Origin of the sequence: Bacillus sp. M6-12, assembly GCF_002860285.1 — a bacterium.
Lineage (GTDB): Bacteria > Bacillota > Bacilli > Bacillales > DSM-1321 > Peribacillus.
On the sequence record NZ_PGVF01000035.1, the window covers coordinates 31557 to 54436 of the forward strand.

Here is a 22880-nt window from a genome sequence, read left to right on the forward strand (position 1 = left end):
AACCGTTTTTGTGAGATCATTCACTTATTGTCTTTATATTAATAATATATCCTTCCAAGGAAAATTCAACCATTACCACCTAAAGTCTTTTCATTGAAAAACCCCCGCCAGTATGACGGGGTTCCTGAAATTTCCCTGTTAAACCGGGTATACTCCATGTTTGCGCTCTGTAAAGATTTGCATTTTGCTCCGGTAAGCATCAAAACGGGCAATTAATTCATTCCGCAAATTGTTTGGCTGGACAATTCCATCCACAATCATTTCAGATGCAAGGCGATAAATATCAATATCTTTCTTGTACTCATCTCGCTTTAACTCTATAAAGGTACTGCGTTCCTCCGGAGGCAAAGCGTTTATTTTGTTGGCATAAACCGCATTTACAGCTGCTTCCGGGCCCATAACCGCAATGGAAGCAGACGGTAGCGCCAGGCAGCAGTCTGGCTCGAATGCCGGTCCGGCCATAGCATAAAGTCCTGCCCCGTATGCTTTGCGGACAACAACAGAAATTTTCGGCACGGTGGCCTCACTCATCGCTGAAATCATTTTTGCTCCATGCCGGATAATGCCTGCCTGTTCAACCTTTGTGCCAATCATAAAACCTGGTATGTCAGCCAGGAACAGAAGCGGAATGTTGAAAGCGTCACAAAGGGCAATAAATTTTGCCGCTTTATCGGCAGAATCATGGAAAAGAACGCCTCCCTTCACCCGCGGCTGGTTGGCAATAATGCCGATTGATTCTCCATTCAGCCGGGCAAGGCCTGTGATAAGCTCTGGGGCGAATAGCTTTTTGATTTCACAGAAGCTGTCTTCATCTATTAACCTTTCAATGAAATCATGCATATTAAATGGCGCATTTTGGTTGGCCGGGATTAATTCCTCAAGGCTTTTTTCGAATTCTTTAGTAGTTTTCGAATCAAAAACTGGCGGCTTTTCGCGGAAATTTGCCGGGAAGTAGGAAAGGTAGCTGCGCGCATAATCAATCGCCTCTTCTTCAGATTTAACCAGTACATCTCCGCAGCCCGATATTGAACAATGCATTTTCGCTCCGCCCATCTGTTCTTCGGTCACTTTTTCGCCGATGACCATTTCTGCCATCCTAGGTGATCCAAGATACATGGAAGCATTCCCTTCCACCATTACGACTATGTCACAAAAAGCCGGAATATAGGCCCCTCCTGCAGCGGATGGCCCAAATAGCAGGCAAACTTGAGGTACTTTTCCGGATAGTTTAACCTGATTGTAAAAAATCCGTCCTGCCCCCCGCCGCCCAGGGAACATTTCAACCTGGTCTGTTATCCTTGCTCCGGCTGAGTCCACTAGATAAAGCATTGGCACATTCAATTTTTCGGCCATTTCCTGGATCCTGATTATTTTTTCGACCGTTCTAGCTCCCCAAGACCCTGCTTTTACGGTAGAATCATTGGCCATGACACACACGGTTCTCCCGCCGATTTTGCCAATTCCGGTGACAACACCGTCGGCTGGCAGCCCTTCCTGCATGCAGTTTGCAAAAAATGCATCTTCTATTTCAACATCGTTGTCGAATAACCGCTTTAAGCGATCGCGAACAAACAGCTTTCCTTTTTCTGCATTTTTTTCGTGATATTTTTCAGAACCGCCCTGATTTATTTTCTCAACGGTTTCCATCAGTTTTTCCTGTAACGTCATGGTCTGTTTATCCCTCCCTGTTACTTTCCTGTATATATCGGCTCTCTTTTTTCTTTAAAAGCTTGAAGCCCCTCTTTTCGGTCTTCACTATGAATAGTCGTTTCATAGCACATTTCTTCTATTCGCAAACCGGTAGCCAAGTCTGTTTCTGTTCCGTTATTGATTGCTTTCTTCGCAGCCTGAAGCGCAAGAGGAGCATTCTTTACAATTTCCCTGGCTAGCTCCAATCCAGCGGAAAGCAATTCATCTGCTGGGACTGTTCTGCTGATGATACCTAATTGTTCGGCATCACGGGCTGACAGCCGCCTTGCTGTAAAGATTAATTCCTTCGCAGCCGAAACACCGATAATCCTCGGCAGCCTCTGTGTTCCCCCAGCTCCCGGAATAATTCCAAGCGAGGTTTCTGTAAGGCCCATCTTGGCTTGTTCGGCCGCAATTCTGATATCACACGCAAGCGCCAGTTCAAGCCCACCTCCAAAAGCTGCTCCGTTAATGGCTGCTATTACTGGCTGCGGCATTTTTTCCACTGCATTGATAGCATCCCGGATAGATGAGACAGCCTGTCTGACCTCTACCTCATTCATCTCTAAGCGTTCCTTCAAGTCTGCACCGGCACAAAATGCTTTTTCACCAGTCCCGGTAATAAGTACACAGCGAATACTGCTATCCAGGCTGATTTTCGCAATTTCTGCTGTCAGTTCACTCAGCAATTGTTTAGACAGGGCATTTGCCGCCTGTGGACGATTTAAAACTAAGAGCAAAATTCCTCCTTCGTACCGATGAACATCTATTAACTTATCCATTCATTTCACTCCCTGGACAATTCAGCTAGTTTCTTGGAATGTTGTACACTGCCATTTGATGGCTCGGCAATTTCGTGTTTAGTTTTTCCTGCAGCAGTGAAGCTGCCTCCAGCAGTTTTTTCTCATTAATTCCGGTTTTGATATTCATCTTTTCAAGCATATGGACCAGGTCATCGGTTGCTACATTCCCGGATGCTCCAGGGGCGTACGGGCATCCGCCAAGTCCTCCAAGGGCAGAGTCGAATGTCTCTATGCCAAACTCCAAGGCCTTTAACACATTGGCAAGTGCCATGCCCCTTGTATCATGAAAGTGAAGGGCTAGTTTTTCCCTTCCATACCGTTTAAGCATGGCTTCCAAAACTTCTTCAACCTGCCGGGGATTAGCTGCACCGATTGTATCTCCGAGTGACAATTCACCGATTCCCATGTCAAATAATCACTCACTTACCCTGATAATCTGGTCAATAGAAACCTTGCCTTCATAAGGACAGCCGAACACAGTAGATAAATAGCCTCTAACTGACTTACCTACTGTAATCGATTCCCGGGTAACTTCAGCCAAAACCGGGTAAGTTTGTTCTTTCGTTTTGTTTATATTTTTAAGATTATGGGTCTCGCTTGCTGACATGAACACTGAAACCTCGTCAAGCGGAACAGAAAGCGCTGCTTCAAGCCCCTTCATGTTTGGGACAAGGGCTGCGTAAGTAACATTTGGATTCCTTGTTATCCCGCTGGCTACCTTAACAGAATCGCTCAGCTGGGGTATCCACTTTGGATGAACAAACGAGGTTATCTCGATGTACGATATTCCAGTATCTGATAAGGCATTGATCCAGGCGATTTTATCCTCAGTGGTTAAAATCTCTTTCTCATTTTGAAGTCCGCGGGCCCACTTCTTTAATTATGATAGAATCCGGCCATTTCAAAATCAGTCACCTACTCGATCACGGCGAGAACATCGCCTTCGTTTACGAAATCTCCTTCAGCTACTTTTAACTCCTTAACAGTACCATCTTCTTCAGCAGCGATCGGAATTTCCATTTTCATTGATTCCAGGATTATGAGATCCTGGCCGTTCGTCACACTGTCTCCCTCAGCTACTACGATTTTCCAAACGCTTCCTGCCATGCTTGCTTTTACTTCAGACATTTATGATTCCTCCTAAAACTAAGATGATATGGTTGATTGCTTATAATACTTTTCTACAAAGTCAGTAGTTGTGTCTCCATTTTTAAACGCTGGATGGGCGGCTACCTTCTGCAGCATCGGAATATTGGTTTTGATTCCTTCTACTCGGTAGTCTCCCAGAGCTTTTTCCAGGGCAGCAATAGCCCTTTCCCGATTTTCGCCCTTTACCACTAATTTCGCGATCATCGGATCGTAAAAATGAGTAACTGCCGAAGTTTCCCCAATTGCCAGCTCGTGCCGGACCCCTGTTCCACTAGGCAGCTTAAGCCCGGTGATTTTTCCGGGAGATGGGTAAAAGGTTATCGGGTCTTCCGCGTAAATACGGACTTCAATCGCATGCCCGTCCAAGGTAATGTCTTTTTGGCTAAACCGCAGTTTTTCGCCTGAAGCAATCCGGATCTGCTGTTCAACTAAATCCAGTCCCGTAATTTCTTCTGTTACCGGGTGCTCTACCTGAAGCCTTGTATTCATTTCAAGAAAGTAGAAATTTTTCTCGCTATCTACTAAAAATTCAATTGTGCCTGCATTGCTGTAACCAATGGCCTTGGCCGCCTCGACTGCCGCTTCCCCCATCTTTGAACGGGTCGCTTCATCCAAGAACGGTGAAGGTGCCTCCTCGACAACTTTTTGGTGACGCCGTTGAATTGAACAGTCGCGTTCCCATAAATAAACGGCATTTCCGTGTTCATCGCCCAAAACCTGAATCTCGATATGTCTTGGCTCCTGAATCAGCTTTTCGAGGAACATCGCCCCATCTCCGAAAAACATCTGTGCCCGTTTTTGATTTCCTTCATAGGCCCTGCGCAATTCTTCTTCATTATTGACTGCCTGCATGCCGATGCCTCCGCCGCCGGAAGATGCCTTAAGCATAATCGGATAGCCGATTTCCTGTGCAACATTGGCTGCTTCGTCAACATCCTTCAATGCCCTGCTGATTCCAGGAACAAGTGGAAGCCCTGCTGATTCCATTGTCTTTCTTGCCTCAACCTTGCTGCCCATGCTCTGGATAACTTCTGGTGAAGGACCAATAAAAGTCAGGCCCAGCTCCTTGCACCTTCTTGCAAATCCGGCATTTTCGCTTAAAAATCCGTAACCGGGGTGAACAGCATCACATCCAGCAGTTTTGGCAATTTCAATTATCTTATCAGCATTCAGGTAGCTTTCCTGAACACGTGGACCGCCGAGCAGGTAAGACTCATCCGCCTTTGAAACAAAAGGAGATTCACTGTCGGCCTCCGAATAAACAGCCACTGACTTGATTCCCATTCTTTTACAGGTTCTGATGACCCTGGAAGCAATTTCACCGCGATTGGCAATCAGGATTTTTTCGATCATTCTTTTACACCCCTAGTTTGTTTTTTCGGTTAATAAATCTATCGACTGCTCTTTCAGCTTATACTTCTGGATTTTACCTGAAGCTGTCATTGGATACTGATCCGTAAATTCGATATAACGCGGAATTTTATGGCGGGAAATTTCCCCCTCGCAAAACGATCTGATATCTTCCTGCGACAGTTTTGTTCCTTCTTTCGGAATAATCCAGGCCATTACTTCTTCTCCGTATTTTTTATCAGGGACCCCGATTACCTGGACATCCAAAACTGATGGGTGCTGATACAGGAATTCTTCTATTTCGCGCGGATAGATTTTTTCACCGCCGCGGATAATCATATCCTTCAGCCTGCCTGTAATTTTGCAATAACCGTTTTCATCCATCACTGCAAGGTCCCCTGTATGAAGCCAGCCCTCAGAATCGATCGCTTCACGTGTGGCTTCCTCGTTTTTGTAGTAGCCCTTCATGACTTGATAGCCCCTTGTGCATAGCTCGCCCTGGTGTCCTCGCGGCAGTTCCCTGTTGCTGCCAGGCTCTACAATCTTAACTTCCACGTTTGGAAGCGCCCTGCCTACTGATGAAACACGGAGCTCAATCGGATCATCTGTCCTGGTCTGGGTAATTACAGGTGAAGCTTCTGTCTGCCCGTATGCTATAGTGATCTCCCTTGCGCCCATTTTTTCAACCACGTTTTTCATTACTTCTATTGGGCAATTGGAGCCAGCCATAATGCCGGTACGGAGTGTCCGCAAATCATAGGATTCAAAATCTTCGCTATTCAGCTCGGCAATAAACATAGTCGGTACACCATGGAGCGCTGTACATTTTTCTTCCTGGACAGTCTGCAGAACAGTTTTAGGGTTAAATTCAACGACCGGAACCATTGTGGCTCCTACGGTAACACAGGCCATTGTACCGAGAACGCAGCCAAAGCAGTGGAAAAACGGGACCGGAATGCACATTCTGTCTTCACTGCTCAGCTCCATGCAAGCTGCAATATTAAAGCCATTGTTAACAATATTGGAATGTGTAAGCATGACTCCTTTCGGAAAGCCTGTTGTGCCCGATGTATATTGCATATTAATTACATCGTCAAAATGGAGGCTCTCCATCCTCACGCCAAGCAGTTCCTCACTGACAGAAGCGCTCCCGGCCATTAATTCATCCCAAGAAAAAGTTCCAGGGTATTTCTTATCTCCTAGGACAATGATATTTTTTAATTTTGGCAGTTTCTCAGAATGCAATTTTCCCGGCTTGGAAGTCTTTAATTCCGGAACGATCTCATAAAGGGTGTCTATATAAGAATGATCTTTAAACTTTTCCATTAAGATTAATGTTGACGAATCAGACTGCTCCAAGAGGTAAAAAAGTTCACTTGCCCGGTAGTTTGTGTTGACAGTTACGAGTACTCCGCCCATCTTTCCGGTCGAAAATTGGGAAATGAGCCATTCAGGCTTGTTGGTTGCCCAGATCGCGATATGGTCGCCCTTTTCAATCCCGAGGTTCATAAAACCCCGGGCTGCCTGGCGGCAAACCTTCTCAAACTCGGTATATGAGTATCGCACACCTTCCTGATGATAAACGACCGCATCCCTGTCACCTTGCTTGCTGGCCACTTCTTCCAATAGCTTTCCTACCGTCAACTGCAATAGTTCAGTCATTGATATCCCCCTATTTGAATGTGATAGTTACAAAAATAGGTGAACGCTATTCATTGCGGCTCATTGTTTGCGTGCGTTCAGAGTATTCCTTTAGCAGCCCAGCTGCCTTGCAATTACAAGCCTCTGAATCTCTGAAGTTCCTTCTCCGATTTCCAGCAGTTTCGCATCCCTTAAGTACCGCTCCACTTCATATTCTCGCATATAGCCTGAGCCGCCATGGATCTGAATTGCCTGGTTGCATGCACGGAAAGCCATTTCCGAAGCAAAAAGCTTTGCGTAGGCAGATTCTTTAGTAAATGGCTTCTTCTGATCCTTTAGCCAGGCTGCCTTATATACCATGTTTCTTGCCAATTCAATTTCCATAGCCATATCGGCAAGCTTAAACTGGATCGCCTGGAAATTTGAAATTGATTTGCCAAATTGGACTCGTTCCTTTGCAAAGGCAAGCGATCTTTCCAAAGCAGCTTGAGCCAGCCCGACAGCAAGTGCTGCTATGGAAATTCGGCCGCCATCCAAAGTGTATAAAAATTGCTTAAAGCCTTTTTTCGAATCACCAAGAATATTTTCCTTTGGAATTCTAACATCCTCTAAAACGATTTCACATGTATTGGAAGCCCTGACACCCATTTTTTCATAATTGCAGTTAATGGTGACGCCTTTCGCGTCAGTAGGTACGATAAAAGCTGAAATAATATTCTTGCCTCTCTCATCTTGGCCGGTCACCGCTGTAACGGTGATTGTTCGGGCATACCCGGCGTTTGTGATCCAGCACTTCTCTCCATTGATCACATATTCTTCGCCATCCAGTACAGCTCTGGTCCTGGTTCCTCCTGCATCTGATCCTGCATTCGGCTCCGTTAAGCCAAAAGAAGCCAGCGTTTCACCCTTCGCAAGCGGTACAAGATATTTCTGCTTCTGCTCTTCTGTTCCAAAATAATAAATTGGACTTGATCCAAGCGATACTGCCGCTGCATAGCTTAACCCCGTGCCGCCGCATGCTTTCCCGATTTCTTCAACCGCGATTGCATAGGATATCGTGTCGCCGCCGCTGCCACCATATTCTTCAGGAAACGGTATTCCGAGCAGCCCAAGCTCTCCCATCTTCTTAAATACGTCCACCGCAAATCTTGATTTCTCATCCAGCTCGATTGCAATTGGCTTGATTTCTTTTTCGGCAAACTCACTTACCATATCTTTAATCATTTGCTGTTCTTTTGTTAATGCAAATTCCATTGCATACCCTCCTAAAATTTTTATGTAAGCGCATTCATATTGCCGCATCAAAACAACCTTAGACCGACTGGTTGGTCTGTCCTGGATAAAAATCATTACTTTTACTTTTACTTTTACTTTTAACCGCCGACTCTCTATCTGATAAAAAGTATGCACGGCTGGTTTTGGAGCGCTTTTTTTCTTCTGTAAGCAATGACTGGAGGACAAGATCCACATAAATATCGGCAATTTCCTCAATGGTATACTTTCCTTCCTTGCGATACCATTTTTGGGTCCAGTTAACCATACCCAGTATGCTCATACCGGTAATTTCCACAGGCAATTCATTTCTGAATTCCCCTGATTCCATTCCTTCCCTCAACACCTGGAACAGGACGTTTTTGTAGGAATCCCGTTTAGCTTTTATTGCTTCTTCATATTGAGGATTCAAATAAGTGCTTTCTTGGTAAAATACTGTTAGATGCGGTTTGTAAAGGTCGAATACTTTTACAAATGATTTTATGATTTTCTGGAGTTTTTCAGTGGGGTTTTGACTGGTTGCGTTTGCTTCCTGTGCTTTTGTTAAAACATAAGAAATAAAATAATCATGAATGACATACAGAAGCTCATCCTTAGAATGAAAGTGATGGTAAAAACCACCTTTGGAGGTGCCGCTTTCTCTGACAATGTCGTTAACTGTAACACCGTGAAAGCCCTTTTTCTCAAAAAGAGACAGCGATGTTTCGATAATCCGTTCTTTAAGGTCCGTAATATCTCCCTCCTTTCGAATCATTTTATGTGCAGAAGCTAGTTAGATTTTAACAATTTATTCAAAATTTTGTCAACATTATAAGTTCACTCTGATATCTGGATTGATTTTCTTTAATTCAGCGGCAAACGCTTCTTGATCCTTAGGTGAAATGATCACAGCATCATACATATTAAAGACCACTTCTATTCTGTCTAAAGACAGCGCAGGACTTGAAACTGGATTGCGTGTTTTACTAATTGACCGAATTGTATAAATATCAATCCGTTTCCTAATTGGTCCTGCTGAAACCAGAAGAATATTTCCGATAATTTCATAATAGGTTGTCAGCCACATCCAGCCTATGAATAGCGCTAATAACACTGCAGTGACAATCGGGCCCAGGCCTTCATCATGAATATCCATAATCCCCGTTATAAGTATGGCTGCCGCGGTTCCCCAGAGTATGATTGATAAAATAATTCCTTTTTTTGAGTAAAATCTCATTTATTCACCTCCATTATGCTTAATATATATTTCTCCATATATTAATAGAACTCCTTCAACAAAAAAGGACATTTTTTGCAGGCTGCTACACCTTCAGTCAATGCTAAAAAGCCCTGCTGCAGGACAGGGCTTTTTATACTCTAATATTTGTACTCAGATACCTCCTCGGCGTACCAAAATGCAGGATTTGATCATACTCAGGAAAAATTGATTCAAAATGTATACAAATGGGGCTATCCAGCAGCCACGGAAAATGAGAGAAAAACAAAAAGTCTCCCTGTGTAATTGCCTGAAGCGCTAAATCCATTTCTTTTCGAAAAATCAAATATCTCACCTTTGTGATATTTTCGTCAAACTCTCCCCCGTTTACATACACTTTGCCTGATAAAATATACTGTCCCATTTGAGGCAGCCATTCGGCTAATAACTCATCTCGCATGTCACCATTAATCCGCGAATAATCAAACTGGCATCCGATGCTTAGAAAAAGATCTCCCGCCAAATCTGAATGTGTAACGGTATATTTGCGTCCATCAACGGGCATACATTCTGTTGCAGGCGGAAAATACATTACAGACAGCTTTTCAGGACTGAGCTTAGACATAGGAAGAAAAACTCCCTTCGACAGATTTTCTTTCTATATCTTATGATAAAAGCCTATAAATTGTGCCATTACAGCAAGTCCCTATTCAAGCGGTTTTACAGATGATTTTACCATTCTCCACTCTCCATCCTTATAAAACCAGACGGATGCAATATCTGCAAGTGCATCGGCATGATAGGCTCCGCTTACCCTCTGGACCCCTTTTAGCCCTTTTCCTCCTGGCAGCCTGACAATTTTCATCACAGAGTAAGGGTCAACCATTAATTCTGTAGGTTCATTCAGCTTTCCTTTGTTGTATAAACCCAGCCTGGCATAATCTTCTTTCCTGCTGCTCACATCTATTGTTACCGGTTTTTTTCCTCCTACTGCAATGGAAGCTTTATAATCTTCCTCAAACTGGGCAGTAACAGACACCGGCGGAGGGACGGTAAGATTTTTTGTACGTCCTCCCGCAAAGGAATACACATAGCTGCTAATTAGTCCTCCGCTTCCGCCTGTACTGACTGTTACTAAAACATCCTTTATCCTATCATGATTAAAATCTGCAAAGTTTATTTTCGGTTCATATCCGCCCTCTAGCGGAACCTTTACTTTCCTGCCGTTTTTCTCCTTCACAATAAGATAAATGTTTTTAAAAAAGGAGTTGTTATCTTCATAAGGCACTCCAACCAGAGAAATCTTTTCCCGCCGATTATCGCCTGTTACGTCTTTTTTCAAAGTTTTGATAGGAATTACTTTGGAGTCCTGTTCGTTCGCCGCTTTTACATGCTGCAGCCCAATAACTGAAATGACAGTGATAAACAAATAAACAGATATCAGAATTATTTTTTTCATATAATCTTCACTTCCCTTTCCACAATAGCTCCCATCTATTCATTCGCATCATGCCCTAAGGCATGATTTATGAAATACCGACTGTTCCCAGGGAAAGAGCTGCAATATTATTTAGTGGTTTGCCTCTGCCGCAAATATTTTTTGTCATGCATAAATAGACTCCAAAAATAAACGAAACCTGGGAACAAAATGGCAAAGCCAACTACATAAGTTGCAAACACAGCGCGAAACGAAGCCGGGTCAGTAAACCCGGACTGGATCGTTACATCCGGATATACCATATAAGGCAAATGCGCTTTTCCATACACATAGCTTGCAATTAAGTATTGGATGCAGACAGCCACTACGGCTAACCGCGGCATCCCTCTTACGTCTGTTTTTGTTAATGAGGGCAGAAAAAGCGCTATGCCGCTAACCACAAAAAAACCGAGTGATACAAGGAGCAGCGGTAAATCATCCATCATCCGATCAAAAAGCCACCTTGCTTCCCGCTGCAGTGTCAGCATGATCGTAAAAGCCATCAGTATCGATACAGGGCCAAGGATCATGGCATCTCTTCGATACACCCGATACGCTTCTGGAGCATTAGACGTTTTTGAGTAATCCGAAAGCAACAATGATGACAAAAACAGTGTGCTGCTCACAGCAAAAGCAATGAACGCATACTCGTTAGGGCTTGTAAACAGTTTTGCCATGTTCAAGGTATGGGCGCCATCAATCCGTTCGACAAAACCGCCGTGTGTAATCGGAAGAACACTGATCAGCAGCCCGGGAATTATTATGCCGGCTATCCCTGAAATATATGTTAGGCCCTTCTTGTAATCCTCAGCCGTATGGGAAAAAACCAAAAATGCACTTCGCAGTGTAAGCAGAAGCAGAATCGCACTGCCAGGTACCAGCAGGATGGTACCAAGAGTATAGGCGGCACCTGGAAACATGCTGTAAACAGCAACGACCAGGGCCACAATGAATGTGTTTGTTACTTCCCATGTCGGTGATAAATACCGGTTGGCAATATTCGTTGCCTTGGTTTTGGTTTTATTAAGATAAAACATGGACCAAAATCCGGCCCCAAAGTCCATGGTTGCCATAACCGAGTAGATGAAAACAAATCCCCATAGCACTGTAACGGCCAGTAGTGCATCTGACATATCCTATCTGCCTCCTTATGAGTTTGAATCAATTGAAAACGGTCCATTTTTTTCATCTTTGGCCAAATCATCACTAACTGTATGACGTTTGAAATAATAGAGCAGTACAAAAACGACTGAGGCTGCAAGAATTAGATAGACAATCACGAATAAAATAAACAGCAACCCCAGATTACCAGCGGTCGTTACCGATTCCTTTGTCGATAGAATATGGTAGATATTCCAGGGCTGGCGGCCCGTGCACGCAAAAATCCAGCCACATTCAATGCTGATGACTGAAAGCGGACCAGACAGGATAAAAGCCCACATAAATAGTTTTGGAAAGTGATCCTTCTTTAAAAACTTCCTCCAGAAGATTCCGGCAGCAGACAGGAAAATCAGGAATGTCCCCATTAAAACCATGGCATTAAACAGTGTGTGAACAAATAGGGGAGGCCAGTATTCCTCAGGAAAATCATTCAGCCCAACCACCTTGGTATCGAAGCTGTTCCCTGACAGAAAGCTTAAAGCCCAGGGAATCTCAATCCCCCATTTCACTTCCTGCGTTTCCTTGTCCGTAAAACCGCCAATCGTCAGCGGCGCATGTGTCTGAGTTTCAAAAAGTCCTTCTGCAGCAGCTAGCTTCTCAGGCTGCCTCTCATGAAGCATTTGTGTTGTTTCATGTCCGTTCAAAGCTGTTGCGAGAGAGAAAATCAATCCAAGGACAAGGCTGAGCATGAGCGCTTTTTTATGAAAATCATAGACACGGGTACTGATGCCTTTTTTTAGCATTTTATAAGCCGAGACGGACGCAATGACAAAAGCACCCACCGTATAAGCAGAAAACGAAACATGGAGGGCGGAATCTAGAAAACTCGGATTAAAGAACGCCGCCCACGGGTCGACATCGACAATCTGGCCATTTTCCATCCTAAAACCTGCCGGTGTCCCCTGGAAAGCATGGACATTAGTAATCAGTACGGCAGAAGCAAGGGCACCAAATGCCACTAGGGACAGTGCTGCAATCCTCATCCATGAGGAGATCCGATTAGCAGCATAGACGTATATCGACATAAATAGAGCTTCAACCAAGAAGGCGTAGATTTCAATCTGGAACGGCAGCGCCATTACCCGCCCGATGACTTCCATGAATCCCGGCCACAGTAAAGACAACTGTACTCCAGCGATTGTACCGGTCGGAATGCCGACCCCTAGCAGCACGGCAAATGCCTTCGTCCATCTGTTTGCCATGACCGCATAGTCGCGGTCCTTTGTTTTTTGATACAGTAATTCGGCAGCCAGCATCATCATCGGAAGCCCGACGCCAATAGTGGCAAAAATAATATGAAAGGCCATGGTCGTCCCAAACATCGACCTGGCAATCACTAAATGATCCATCTTTTTCATCCTTTCACTGTTTATGTAACTCTTAGCGTTACCATATACCGAAAAAATATCTATAATTTGGTCAACAAAATTGAAGATCATAAGTGAAACTTCAAATAGCATTAGCTAACTGTTTCTTTGGTACCAGAGTAATTCGGCTCTCTTTACAAAATTATTCCTGTATACTATCATGAGTTGAATATTTTAAATAAAGATCCATCAAAATTATTTCCGGAAAACAGTTCAAAAAAGAAGGAAAGAATTGGTTCCGTCTTAAATGAAAGGAAGAAAAAAGATGGGGAATAAACATGAAAACTCACAGCTGAACAGAGGGCTGGAGGAACGGCATATTTCCTTGATGTCGCTGGGAGCTGCTATTGGGGTTGGGCTCTTTCTCGGTTCCGCATCAGCTATTAAGCTGGCAGGCCCCGCCATACTTTTAGCCTATGCCTTAGGAGGAATGGCCATTTTCTTCATTATGCGTGCTCTTGGTGAAATGGCGATTAAAAACCCTGTCGCCGGTTCCTTTAGCCGTTATGCCAGAGACTTCATAAGCCCGCTGGCAGGTTATTTAACAGGCTGGAATTATTGGTTTCTCTGGGTCGTCACCTGTATGGCTGAAATAACCGCCGTTGGCATTTATATGGAATTCTGGTTTCCTGAAACAGAACGATGGATGTGGGCCCTTGCCGCTTTAGTCATCATGACTTCGGTTAACTTTCTTGCCGTCAAAGCCTATGGAGAGCTTGAGTTCTGGTTTGCGCTCATTAAGATCGTAACCATTGTGGCAATGATCGTCATTGGGGCCGGAATGATTTTCTTTGGATTGGGTAATGGAGGAGCCGCTACCGGATTTGGCAATCTCGTCAATAATGGAGGATTTTTCCCAAATGGCATATCAGGTGTCCTAATGTCACTGCAAATGGTGATGTTTGCTTACCTTGGAATTGAAATGATCGGTGTCACGGCTGGAGAAGTAAAAAATCCGAAGAAATCCATTTCTCGGGCAATCGATACAGTGTTCTGGAGAATATTGATTTTTTATGTGCTCTCACTAACTGTCATTATGTCTATTTATCCATGGAATGAAATTGGCTCGCAGGGAAGCCCGTTTGTATTGACATTTGAAAAAATCGGCATTCCAGGTGCCGCTGGCATCATCAATTTCGTTGTCCTTACCGCAGCGCTTTCTTCATGTAACAGCGGTATTTTCAGCACAGGCCGAATGCTTTACAATCTCGCTGAGCAAGGTGAAGCTCCAATAAGCTATGGAAAAATAACGAAAAACGGTGTTCCTGGCAACGCAGTTCTTGCTTCTGCGGGTGCGCTGCTGATCGGTGTTTGCTTGAACTATATTGTTCCGGCAAAGGTGTTTACATGGGTAACAAGCATTGCGACATTTGGGGCTATTTGGACTTGGGCAACTATATTAATATCACAAATGAAATTCCGTAAAAGACTAACGTCTGAAGAATTGGACAAACTGGAATACAAAATGCCGCTCTTCCCATACAGCAATATCCTAGCATTATTGTTTCTCATCTTTGTTGTCGCTGTCATGGCATATGTTCCTGATACAAGGATCGCTCTTATAGTCGGCCCGCTCTGGTTTATCATATTAACAGCAGTGTATTACAGTAAAGCTCTGCATAAGCGATAGCTCAAGCAAATAACCCTTGCCTGAAATGGCAAGGGTTTTGCATATGATAGAAAATGTACTTTTACTTTTATGTTCAATTATATTCTCCATGAAACCAGCAATCTGATTACTTGTTGAAATGACATTTATGTTTTTCAGAATATAAAGAACGCTTATTGGTCTCTTATCAGCGTTTCTATTTGTGCAAACCAAAGGCGTTCAGTACATATTTAGATAAAAAATGTTCAAAATTGACTTTTCTTTATCTATAAGAGTCCAGTTCAATACCTCGACTCTAGTAAAGGACAAGCATTATATTATCCTCCCCTAAACACACAAAAAACCCTGCACGCTATTAACTGCGGCAGGGCCTCTTAGTATCAATATCACTCCGCAGCAGGGTTGTTTTCGATTTCCTGGACGGTTTTCCACAATTCTATTACTTTCCCGCTTTCGGCTTCATCAATCAGGTAGGAGCCGTTCATATAGCGGTCGCTGTTTTTCAGCTGTGCAACCGGTATACTTTCGATTGTACCCTTTTCTGACTCAATAAAAACTGTATCGCCCTTTTGGCCCATAATAACACCGATAACTCTGTGCGGATTGGATTTCAATTCACGAAGCATAACAAGACCTCTTTTCGCCCTGCTTGCTTTTTCAAATTCAGCCATCTTCATTTTCTTAACAGCTCCGCGCTGTGTGGCAATGATAACTGATTCCGCCTGGGAATCTTCAATGACTTTCCCGCCGACGACAAAGTCTCCATCCTTCAGGCTAATTCCTTTTACCCCGGCGGCACGGGCACCAACTATGCTCACTTCTTCTTCATCAAACCACAATGCATAACCAAAGTATGTGGCTAAGAATAACTCTGACTTGCCATTTGTGAGGTGAACGTCGATCAGGGAATCATCTCCCTTTATATTCACAGCCACCAATGGCTTCGAATATCGCTGTGCTTTATAGGCAGCTAACTCCGTTTTCTTAACCATGCCGTTCTTTGTGATAAAGAGCAGATATTGTTCGGAATCAAATTCCTTTATTGGAATCGCCTTAACGATCTGTTCATCCCTGTCAATTGGAATAATATTGGCTATATGCTGTCCAATATCTTTCCACCGGATATCTGGAAGCTGATGGACAGGACAGAATAAATAATTGCCCTTGCTGGTAAACAGCAGAAGCACATCGGTCGTGTTTACCTCAAATTGTCCTAAAAGCCTGTCCGACTCCTTCATTCCGAATGATTGGCCGCCAGAGGCTGCATATGAACGCAATGAAGTCCGCTTCACATAGCCTTCTTTCGTGACCGTGGCCAGTACATCTTCACTGGCAATCAGCACTTCAAGATTGATCTTGATTTCCTCGATTTGGTCCTCAATTCGTGAACGGCGCTCATCATTAAAGCCTTTTTTGACTTCCTTTAATTCTTTTTTTATAACATTCTGCAGTTTCCGTTCACTATCCAGAATGGAAGTTAGTTCGGCAATTTTCTTTTCCAGCTCTTCAGCTTCTGCCTGGAGCGCAGTAATATCTGTATTAGTCAATCGGTAAAGCTGGAGGGACACAATGGCTTCAGCCTGTGGTTCTGTAAAACTAAACTTGGCAATCAGGTTGTCCTTAGCATCCCTTTTGTCTTTGGAAGCGCGGATGGCGGCGATAACCTCATCTAAAATCGATAGCGCCTTCATCAAACCTTCTACGATATGTGAACGGTCACGAGCCTTTTCCAGCTCATATCGTGACCTGTTGATAATAACTTCCTTGCGGTGGCCAATATAGGCATCCAGGAGCTTTTGAATTCCCATCAGCATCGGCCGTTTTTTATAGATGGCAACCATATTAAAGTTATAGGGAATTTGAAGGTCTGAGTTTTTGTATAAATAGTTCAGTACTCCAGTACCGTCTGCATCCTTTTTCAGCTCAATTACAATCCTCAAACCTGTGCGGTCAGTTTCATCGCGGACTTCCGAGATTCCTTCGACTTTGCGGTCAAGGCGGAACTCATCAATTTTTTTTACAAGGTTGGCTTTATTGACTTCATATGGAATTTCTGTAATTACGATTTGCTGTTTTCCGCCGCGGATGTCTTCAATCTCCGCTTTTCCGCGAATAATAATTTTCCCTTTACCCGTTTCATACGCCTTTTTTATCCCATCGACACCCTGAATGATTCCGCCTGTAGGAAAATCAGGGCCTTTAATGACCGTCATCAGTTCATCGACTGAACATGCCGGGTTTTCAATACGCATAATCGCTGCATCAATCACTTCGCCAATCTGGTGAGGCGGAATTTCAGTTGCATAGCCTGCGGAAATACCGGTCGAACCGTTCACAAGCAGATTCGGATAAAGTGCTGGAAGGACAACTGGTTCATTTGAGGTATCATCAAAGTTAGGGACAAACTCAACCGTCCGTTTATCAATATCCTTAAGCATTTCTCCAGCTATAGCAGAGAGCCTTGCTTCCGTATAACGCATGGCAGCCGGAGGATCTCCATCGATGCTGCCGTTGTTTCCATGCATCTCAATCATCAGTTTACGCAGCTTCCAATCCTGGCTCATCCTTACCATAGCGTCATAAACCGAGCTGTCTCCATGAGGGTGGAAATTACCGATTACATTCCCAACTGTTTTAGCGGACTTTCTAAACCCTTTTTCGTGCGTATTTCCTTCTTCATGCATTGCAAATAAAATACGCCGCTGAACAGGCTTCAATCCGTCGCGCGCGTCAGGAAGCGCGCGGTCCTGGATGATATATTTACTATAGCGGCCAAAACGGTCGCCCAATACCTCTTCGAGAGGCAAATCACGAAATTTTTCAGTTGCTGACATCTGTTGGGTTGACCTCCTCTATCATCGAAATATTTTCATTATCCAAAATATTCGAATCCTCTTCGAGACCAAAGGCAACATTCGATTCAATCCACTTTCTGCGCGGTTCCACCTTGTCGCCCATCAGGGTAGTAACGCGGCGCTCCGCACGTGCAGCATCATCAATCCGTACTCGGATTAATGTTCTTGTTTCCGGATCCATTGTGGTTTCCCATAATTGGTCTGCATTCATTTCTCCAAGTCCTTTATATCTCTGTAGCATATAACCGCGACCGACTTTTTTGATTACATCCTGGAGATCATCATCACTCCAGCTGTACTCAATTACTTCCTTCTTCCCGCTTCCTTTGCTCACCTTATAAAGCGGGGGAAGGGCAATATATATCTTCCCTGCTTCAATAAGCGGCTTCATATAGCGATAGAAGAATGTCAGCAGCAGCACCTGGATATGAGCGCCGTCCGTATCGGCATCTGTCATGATAATTACTTTGTCGTAATTAATGTCCTCTACGTTAAAATCAGGCCCTACCCCGCCGCCGACAGCATGGATAATCGTATTAATCTCTTCATTCTTAAAGATATCCTGAAGCTTTGCCTTTTCTGTATTGATTACTTTACCCCTGAGCGGCAGGACTGCCTGGAATCGGCGGTCACGGCCCTGTTTTGCAGACCCTCCTGCAGAATCTCCCTCAACAAGGTATAATTCATTCCTTTGCGGATTGCGTGATTGCGCCGGAGTCAGCTTTCCGGAAAGAATAGCTTCCGATTTCTTCCGCTTCTTTCCGCTTCTCGCTTCCTCTCTCGCTTTTCGGGCAGCTTCCCTGGCCTGGAAAGCCTTTATAGATTTCTTAACCAGGAGGGTACCTGTTTCCGGGTTTTCTTCAAAGAAGTAAGCAAGATGCTCTGAAACTATCGAATCTACAGCAGACCGGGCATCGCTTGTCCCGAGCTTGCTTTTTGTCTGGCCTTCAAATTGCAGCAATTCCTCTGGAATCCGTGCTGATATAATTGCCGATAAACCTTCACGAATATCAGATCCTTCAAGGTTTTTGTCCTTTTCCTTTAACAGGCCGGTTTTTCTGGCATACTCGTTGAAAGCACGAGTCATAGCCGTTTTCGCACCCACTTCATGGGTACCGCCGTCCTTCGTGCGGACATTGTTGACAAAACTTAGAACGTTCTCGGAAAAGCCGTCATTAAATTGAAAGGCAAAGTCGATTTCAATTCCGTTTTGTTCGCCTTCAAAGCTTACTACCGTATGGAGTGTGTCTTTCTCTTCGTTTAGGTAGGCTACGAAGGCTTCTATGCCATTTTCAAAGTAAAAAAGATCCTGATGGTCATGGCGTTCGTCAATTAATTCAATCTTCATCCCTTTTAACAGGAATGCTGACTCCCGCAGGCGTTCAGACAGGGTTTCATAATTATATGTTGTTGTTGAAAAAATTGACGGATCTGGCTTAAAGTGAATTTTCGTTCCTGACTGGTTCGTTTTTCCGGTTTTTTCAAGGGTGGTTAATGGCTTGCCGCCTTCATGGAAACGCTGTTCGTAAACAAACCCGTCCCGCTTGATTGTAACGATAAGCCATTCTGATAAGGCATTGACTACCGAAGCACCAACACCGTGCAGACCGCCGCTCGTTTTGTAGCCGCCCTGCCCAAATTTCCCCCCAGCATGCAAAATAGTTAAAATGACTTCAGGAGTTGGTTTCCCCATCTTATGCATACCTGTTGGCATACCTCGCCCTTTATCAGTTACGCTCACACTGTTATCTTTATGTATCCTTACAATTATGTGGTCGCCAAAGCCTGCTAGTGCTTCATCAACGGAATTATCAACAATTTCATAAACAAGATGGTGAAGCCCGCGTACATCTGTACTGCCGATATACATGCCCGGGCGTTTTCTGACGGCTTCAAGGCCTTCAAGAACCTGGATCGCATCGTCATTATAATCGATTGGCTTAACATTTCTAGCCACTAAAAAATCCCCTTTCGTTTCAAGCACAAAGCATTCACACAATACTGGAAATATATATTTGCCAGTCTCGCACCGATGCTTATCCGAACAATACTTGCCTTACATACTTTTATAAGTATAAGGCATTTTCACCTAAAGAACAAATGTTCTTATTTTAAAGCTGGATATACAATTTTTTATGCGGCAGGACATAAAACACCTATGACTTATTGTAGCGATAATTTCTTATTTGGCAAATAACCTTTCGAAAAAAAAAGAGAATTACTGTGAGGAACTGCATACGAAAACGATGAAATTAAGGATGGAGATTAAAAGGAGTAAAGATGGTAAAGGAGCGTGAAATACGCTCCTCCTTACTGACTGATATGTGAAATTCCGTAAAATTCTGCACCGCCAGCAGCCTATTATTTCGTTAAAGCATGCTCCACTTTTATGCAGCGGTCCATAATTACTTCATAGCCCTTCTCTTTCAGGTATGTAAAAACAGCTTCATCCTGCAAGCCAAGCTGGGCCCAGAAAATATCGGCGTCGATTTGAACAAACTCCTCAGCAACTTCGGCAAGGTATTCTGACCGGCGGAAAACATTCACAATATCGACATGTCCTTCAATATCTTTCAAGGAAGAAACAGCTTTTACTCCGAGGACTTCCTGAATTGAAGGGTTAACCGGAATAATTTCATAGCCGTTCGCCTGCATCGCCTGGGAAACCATGTAGGAAGTACGTTCTGGATTGTCAGATAAACCAACTACCGCTATCCTTTTTGCTTTTTTTAGGATTTCCCTTATTTCATCTCTGCCTAGATTTTCAATCATACAGAACCCTCCTTGTAATGTTTTCTTTTGCACCTGATAATATTTATACCCACTATCTTAAATTTAAACGTTAAACTCCAAATTCCTTTAAGAGAAAAAGAATTCAAATACCGATTGTCTTCATGCTTTTAATCTGCTAGTGAACCGGTCAGTAATAATCGCTACGACGCTTCCAAGAATCAGCCCATTATTTAGTATCGATGTTATTATCACAGGCATACCGGCAAATGCTTCGGGCTGCAAAAACATCACCCCTACCCCACAAAAAAGAGAAATGGCGATTACAGTTCGAATCCTGTCTGACTCGATTTCTTTATCAAACTCCTTAAACGCAAGTCCAATGATATTTGTAAAAATGACGAAAGTTACTGCATATCCAACCGGAACTGGAATAGCTGAAAAAAACTTCATCATAAACGGAAAAAAGCTTAATATTATTACAAGCAGACTGCCGAAAATGAACGGGAGCCGTGCTGTAAATCCGGTTGATGAAATAAACCCTGCAGCGCCTGAAATGGGCACAGGCCCCACTGCGCTAAACAGGCCTCCGAAGACCTGATTGATTCCTGTAGCAATTCCGGCCCGTTTCAGGCTAACCGTCTTCATCTCGACCCTTCCAGCAGAGTTTAAAACGTTTTCAACCACCTGAACGCTCGCAATCATATTAGTTAACAATAATAATGTTACAAAGGCTGAAGCAGCAATCATACCCGGTTCAAAGACAGGAGGTCCAAAAACGAAGATTTCTGGAAAGGAAAAGAGTTTTCCTGCAGATAAAGAAATGGTTTTACCCGCTCCGGCAAGGATAAACAGCAGCCAACCAGAGACTAATGAAAGCAATATAGCATATTGGCGTATAATTCCATTTTTATGTCTGGTAAAATAAAAGGTAACTAAAACAACAGCAAAACTAAGAGCTGCAACTTTTATATCGATTCCTTCTTTAAGATAGCCGACCCCCAGCATTCCGCCAATAAACGACTTGCTTAACTGCAAAACTAGCAGCAGCAAATAAATACCTGTTACCACAGGAGTAAACAATCGGCTTATCCGGGTGATAATGCCCAACAGGCTTAACAGAACAAATAACATACCGCTCGCAAGCAATGCTCCCTGCAGAGCCTGAAGCGTGTTGGATGCAGACCCAAAAAGGGCAGCTCCAAATCCCGCATATAAAGCAAAGACACCCCACCAAAGCCCTGCAGGACCTTCATTTATTGGCAGTTTGTGACCCACAGTAATCTGGATGATCCCTGCAATTCCGAGAACCATAATCGTCCTCTGGACAAAGGCCGCGGAATCTGCTTGACTTAGCTGAAATAAATCAGCGACGGCAATTGGGGCTACGATCGATGAAGCAATCATGAAAGCCGCCCATTGGACGGCACCAAATAAATTTTTCATAATATAATCTCCCTAATGGCTTTTTGTCCAACTCATGTTAAAATGAAGAGAAACTTTTAGCTGTTTTAGAAAGGGCAATTTTATGAATATAATTATCTCATTAATTCTATCATACCTGATAGGCTCAATTCCTTCTGGACTTATTATTGGCAAGGTATTTTATAAAAAAGACATCCGGGAACACGGCAGCGGCAACCTGGGCGGAACCAATACTTTTCGGACGCTGGGGGTAAAGGCTGGCATCGCTGTAACGCTGATGGATGTTTTGAAAGGTACGCTGGCTACTCTTGTTCCCATTTGGCTAGGTGCGGACATTCATCCGCTATTGGCTGGTGTGTTCAGTGTTATCGGCCATATGTTTCCAATCTTCGCGGGCTTCCGCGGCGGAAAGGCAGTGGCAACCTCGGGAGGAGTTTTGCTTGGGTACGCTCCAATGCTGTTCTTGCTGGTATTCCTTGTATTTGCTCTTGGACTCTTCATTACAAAATATGTTTCACTTGCATCGATGATTACTGCGGTATTTGCCGTCGTGTATACGCTTGCCACAAACCATGAAGACATCCCTCTGCTAATAGTCCTGCTGGTTATGGCGACTTTTATCATCTACCGCCACCGGGCAAATATCAGCCGAATTAAAAATAAAACAGAACCTAAGATAAAATGGCTGTCACCCCGAAAAAAGAGGGAGTAAATATTACATAGCAAATAACACCCTCTCTATTGAAAGGGTGTCAGACTGCAGTCAAACTCGATTTCATCAAGTTTGACTGCAGTTATTTTTTGATTTGGGCTGTTGATCTCCGTTCCAGGCGATTCGCTTTCCCATTTGTGAAACATGCTCTGGCATTAGAAGAATTGTTGAAAAGATGTCGTAATTGTGAAAAATTATTTCGCCCCTCTTCTTTATAATGAGAAAAAAGGCCTATGTTTTTCAGGAGGTTATTTATTTTTTTCAGAATACAGAAAGGGGTTTGTTTATGTCCTTGAATACAAAATTAATCGCTGAAGTCCTTTCCACGACAATCGCCATAATTGCAGTTTGTTCTATTTTTAACTATTTTCTGTTCAGCTATTTTCAGAGAACGCTAATGAATTAACAAATGGCCTTTCAAAAGATGTACATCGTGATGTAAGCG

Annotated in this window: 18 protein-coding genes and 1 pseudogene; 2 read left to right on the top strand and 17 right to left on the bottom strand. The window is 43.6% G+C overall.

The window, feature by feature from the left end; all coding sequences use genetic code 11:
• Window positions 1-138: 138 nt before the first annotated feature.
• The 13 genes and pseudogenes from CVD28_RS26845 to CVD28_RS26905 all read right to left on the bottom strand — a co-directional run bounded on the left by CVD28_RS26845 (window position 139) and on the right by CVD28_RS26905 (window position 13086).
• The gene (locus CVD28_RS26845; RefSeq protein ID WP_101597725.1) at window positions 139-1668 is read right to left on the bottom strand and encodes an acyl-CoA carboxylase subunit beta; all 1530 of its coding nucleotides are present in this window, start codon (window positions 1666-1668) and stop codon (window positions 139-141) included.
• A gap of 20 nt (window positions 1669-1688) precedes the next feature.
• On the bottom strand, window positions 1689-2471 hold the full coding sequence (locus CVD28_RS26850) for an enoyl-CoA hydratase (protein WP_101597726.1): 783 nt from the start codon (window positions 2469-2471) through the stop codon (window positions 1689-1691).
• Between the two features lie 25 nt (window positions 2472-2496).
• Window positions 2497-3397: pseudogene (locus CVD28_RS26855) on the bottom strand (hydroxymethylglutaryl-CoA lyase).
• Between the two features lie 10 nt (window positions 3398-3407).
• Entirely contained in the window at window positions 3408-3620 is a 213-nt protein-coding gene (locus tag CVD28_RS26860; RefSeq protein WP_101597727.1) for an acetyl-CoA carboxylase biotin carboxyl carrier protein subunit, read from the bottom strand.
• A gap of 18 nt (window positions 3621-3638) precedes the next feature.
• Window positions 3639-4994 carry an acetyl-CoA carboxylase biotin carboxylase subunit gene (locus CVD28_RS26865; protein WP_101597728.1) on the bottom strand — a complete coding sequence of 452 codons (1356 nt, stop codon included), beginning with the start codon at window positions 4992-4994 and terminating at the stop codon, window positions 3639-3641.
• A 12-nt stretch (window positions 4995-5006) separates the two neighbouring features.
• Window positions 5007-6653: an AMP-binding protein gene (locus tag CVD28_RS26870; protein ID WP_101597729.1), complete on the bottom strand. Its 1647-nt coding sequence runs from the start codon at window positions 6651-6653 to the stop codon at window positions 5007-5009.
• Window positions 6654-6743: 90 nt separating this feature from the next.
• A complete protein-coding gene (locus CVD28_RS26875; RefSeq protein WP_101597730.1) occupies window positions 6744-7886 on the bottom strand; it encodes an acyl-CoA dehydrogenase in 1143 nt (380 codons plus the stop codon).
• A 58-nt stretch (window positions 7887-7944) separates the two neighbouring features.
• Window positions 7945-8658: a TetR/AcrR family transcriptional regulator gene (locus CVD28_RS26880; protein ID WP_101597731.1), complete on the bottom strand. Its 714-nt coding sequence runs from the start codon at window positions 8656-8658 to the stop codon at window positions 7945-7947.
• Between the two features lie 54 nt (window positions 8659-8712).
• Window positions 8713-9120 carry a PH domain-containing protein gene (locus CVD28_RS26885; protein ID WP_101597732.1) on the bottom strand — a complete coding sequence of 136 codons (408 nt, stop codon included), beginning with the start codon at window positions 9118-9120 and terminating at the stop codon, window positions 8713-8715.
• A 133-nt stretch (window positions 9121-9253) separates the two neighbouring features.
• Window positions 9254-9724: a staygreen family protein gene (locus CVD28_RS26890; RefSeq protein ID WP_101597733.1), complete on the bottom strand. Its 471-nt coding sequence runs from the start codon at window positions 9722-9724 to the stop codon at window positions 9254-9256.
• An 81-nt stretch (window positions 9725-9805) separates the two neighbouring features.
• Window positions 9806-10558, bottom strand: coding sequence for a hypothetical protein (locus tag CVD28_RS26895; protein ID WP_101597734.1), 753 nt, complete (start codon window positions 10556-10558; stop codon window positions 9806-9808).
• 107 nt (window positions 10559-10665) lie between these two features.
• Window positions 10666-11709, bottom strand: a complete 1044-nt coding sequence (locus CVD28_RS26900) for a cytochrome d ubiquinol oxidase subunit II (RefSeq protein WP_101597735.1) — start codon at window positions 11707-11709, stop codon at window positions 10666-10668.
• A 15-nt stretch (window positions 11710-11724) separates the two neighbouring features.
• Complete coding sequence (locus CVD28_RS26905; protein ID WP_101597757.1) at window positions 11725-13086, bottom strand: cytochrome ubiquinol oxidase subunit I; 1362 nt, start codon at window positions 13084-13086, stop codon at window positions 11725-11727.
• Window positions 13087-13369: 283 nt separating this feature from the next.
• Here CVD28_RS26905 and CVD28_RS26910 point away from each other — a divergent pair, with 283 nt between their 5' ends.
• Window positions 13370-14734: an amino acid permease gene (locus CVD28_RS26910; protein ID WP_101597736.1), complete on the top strand. Its 1365-nt coding sequence runs from the start codon at window positions 13370-13372 to the stop codon at window positions 14732-14734.
• Window positions 14735-15099: 365 nt separating this feature from the next.
• Here the strand turns inward: CVD28_RS26910 and parC are convergent, their stop codons facing one another.
• The 4 genes from parC to CVD28_RS26930 all read right to left on the bottom strand — a co-directional run bounded on the left by parC (window position 15100) and on the right by CVD28_RS26930 (window position 21744).
• Window positions 15100-17547: a DNA topoisomerase IV subunit A gene (gene parC, locus CVD28_RS26915; protein ID WP_101597737.1), complete on the bottom strand. Its 2448-nt coding sequence runs from the start codon at window positions 17545-17547 to the stop codon at window positions 15100-15102.
• Complete coding sequence (gene parE / locus CVD28_RS26920) at window positions 17534-19525, bottom strand: DNA topoisomerase IV subunit B (RefSeq protein ID WP_101597738.1); 1992 nt, start codon at window positions 19523-19525, stop codon at window positions 17534-17536. Before parE ends, parC begins: the two co-directional genes overlap by 14 nt.
• Window positions 19526-19929: 404 nt before the next feature.
• Entirely contained in the window at window positions 19930-20340 is a 411-nt protein-coding gene (locus tag CVD28_RS26925; protein ID WP_101597739.1) for a CoA-binding protein, read from the bottom strand.
• A 120-nt stretch (window positions 20341-20460) separates the two neighbouring features.
• Window positions 20461-21744: a purine/pyrimidine permease gene (locus tag CVD28_RS26930; RefSeq protein ID WP_101597740.1), complete on the bottom strand. Its 1284-nt coding sequence runs from the start codon at window positions 21742-21744 to the stop codon at window positions 20461-20463.
• Window positions 21745-21826: 82 nt separating this feature from the next.
• Between CVD28_RS26930 and plsY the strand changes: the two genes are divergently transcribed.
• On the top strand, window positions 21827-22435 hold the full coding sequence (gene plsY, locus CVD28_RS26935) for a glycerol-3-phosphate 1-O-acyltransferase PlsY (protein ID WP_101597741.1): 609 nt from the start codon (window positions 21827-21829) through the stop codon (window positions 22433-22435).
• Window positions 22436-22880: the final 445 nt, after the last annotated feature.

What these genes read in the sequence shown, in the direction of transcription:
- CVD28_RS26845 (WP_101597725.1), bottom strand. Translation starts at nt 1,668, where the DNA reads ATGACGTTACAGGAAAAACTGATGGAAACCGTTGAGAAAATAAATCAG.
- CVD28_RS26850 (WP_101597726.1), bottom strand. Translation starts at nt 2,471, where the DNA reads ATGGATAAGTTAATAGATGTTCATCGGTACGAAGGAGGAATTTTGCTC.
- CVD28_RS26860 (WP_101597727.1), bottom strand. Translation starts at nt 3,620, where the DNA reads ATGTCTGAAGTAAAAGCAAGCATGGCAGGAAGCGTTTGGAAAATCGTA.
- CVD28_RS26865 (WP_101597728.1), bottom strand. Translation starts at nt 4,994, where the DNA reads ATGATCGAAAAAATCCTGATTGCCAATCGCGGTGAAATTGCTTCCAGG.
- CVD28_RS26870 (WP_101597729.1), bottom strand. Translation starts at nt 6,653, where the DNA reads ATGACTGAACTATTGCAGTTGACGGTAGGAAAGCTATTGGAAGAAGTG.
- CVD28_RS26875 (WP_101597730.1), bottom strand. Translation starts at nt 7,886, where the DNA reads ATGGAATTTGCATTAACAAAAGAACAGCAAATGATTAAAGATATGGTA.
- CVD28_RS26880 (WP_101597731.1), bottom strand. Translation starts at nt 8,658, where the DNA reads ATGATTCGAAAGGAGGGAGATATTACGGACCTTAAAGAACGGATTATC.
- CVD28_RS26885 (WP_101597732.1), bottom strand. Translation starts at nt 9,120, where the DNA reads ATGAGATTTTACTCAAAAAAAGGAATTATTTTATCAATCATACTCTGG.
- CVD28_RS26890 (WP_101597733.1), bottom strand. Translation starts at nt 9,724, where the DNA reads ATGTCTAAGCTCAGTCCTGAAAAGCTGTCTGTAATGTATTTTCCGCCT.
- CVD28_RS26895 (WP_101597734.1), bottom strand. Translation starts at nt 10,558, where the DNA reads ATGAAAAAAATAATTCTGATATCTGTTTATTTGTTTATCACTGTCATT.
- CVD28_RS26900 (WP_101597735.1), bottom strand. Translation starts at nt 11,709, where the DNA reads ATGTCAGATGCACTACTGGCCGTTACAGTGCTATGGGGATTTGTTTTC.
- CVD28_RS26905 (WP_101597757.1), bottom strand. Translation starts at nt 13,086, where the DNA reads ATGGATCATTTAGTGATTGCCAGGTCGATGTTTGGGACGACCATGGCC.
- CVD28_RS26910 (WP_101597736.1), top strand. Translation starts at nt 13,370, where the DNA reads ATGGGGAATAAACATGAAAACTCACAGCTGAACAGAGGGCTGGAGGAA.
- parC (WP_101597737.1), bottom strand. Translation starts at nt 17,547, where the DNA reads ATGTCAGCAACTGAAAAATTTCGTGATTTGCCTCTCGAAGAGGTATTG.
- CVD28_RS26925 (WP_101597739.1), bottom strand. Translation starts at nt 20,340, where the DNA reads ATGATTGAAAATCTAGGCAGAGATGAAATAAGGGAAATCCTAAAAAAA.
- CVD28_RS26930 (WP_101597740.1), bottom strand. Translation starts at nt 21,744, where the DNA reads ATGAAAAATTTATTTGGTGCCGTCCAATGGGCGGCTTTCATGATTGCT.
- plsY (WP_101597741.1), top strand. Translation starts at nt 21,827, where the DNA reads ATGAATATAATTATCTCATTAATTCTATCATACCTGATAGGCTCAATT.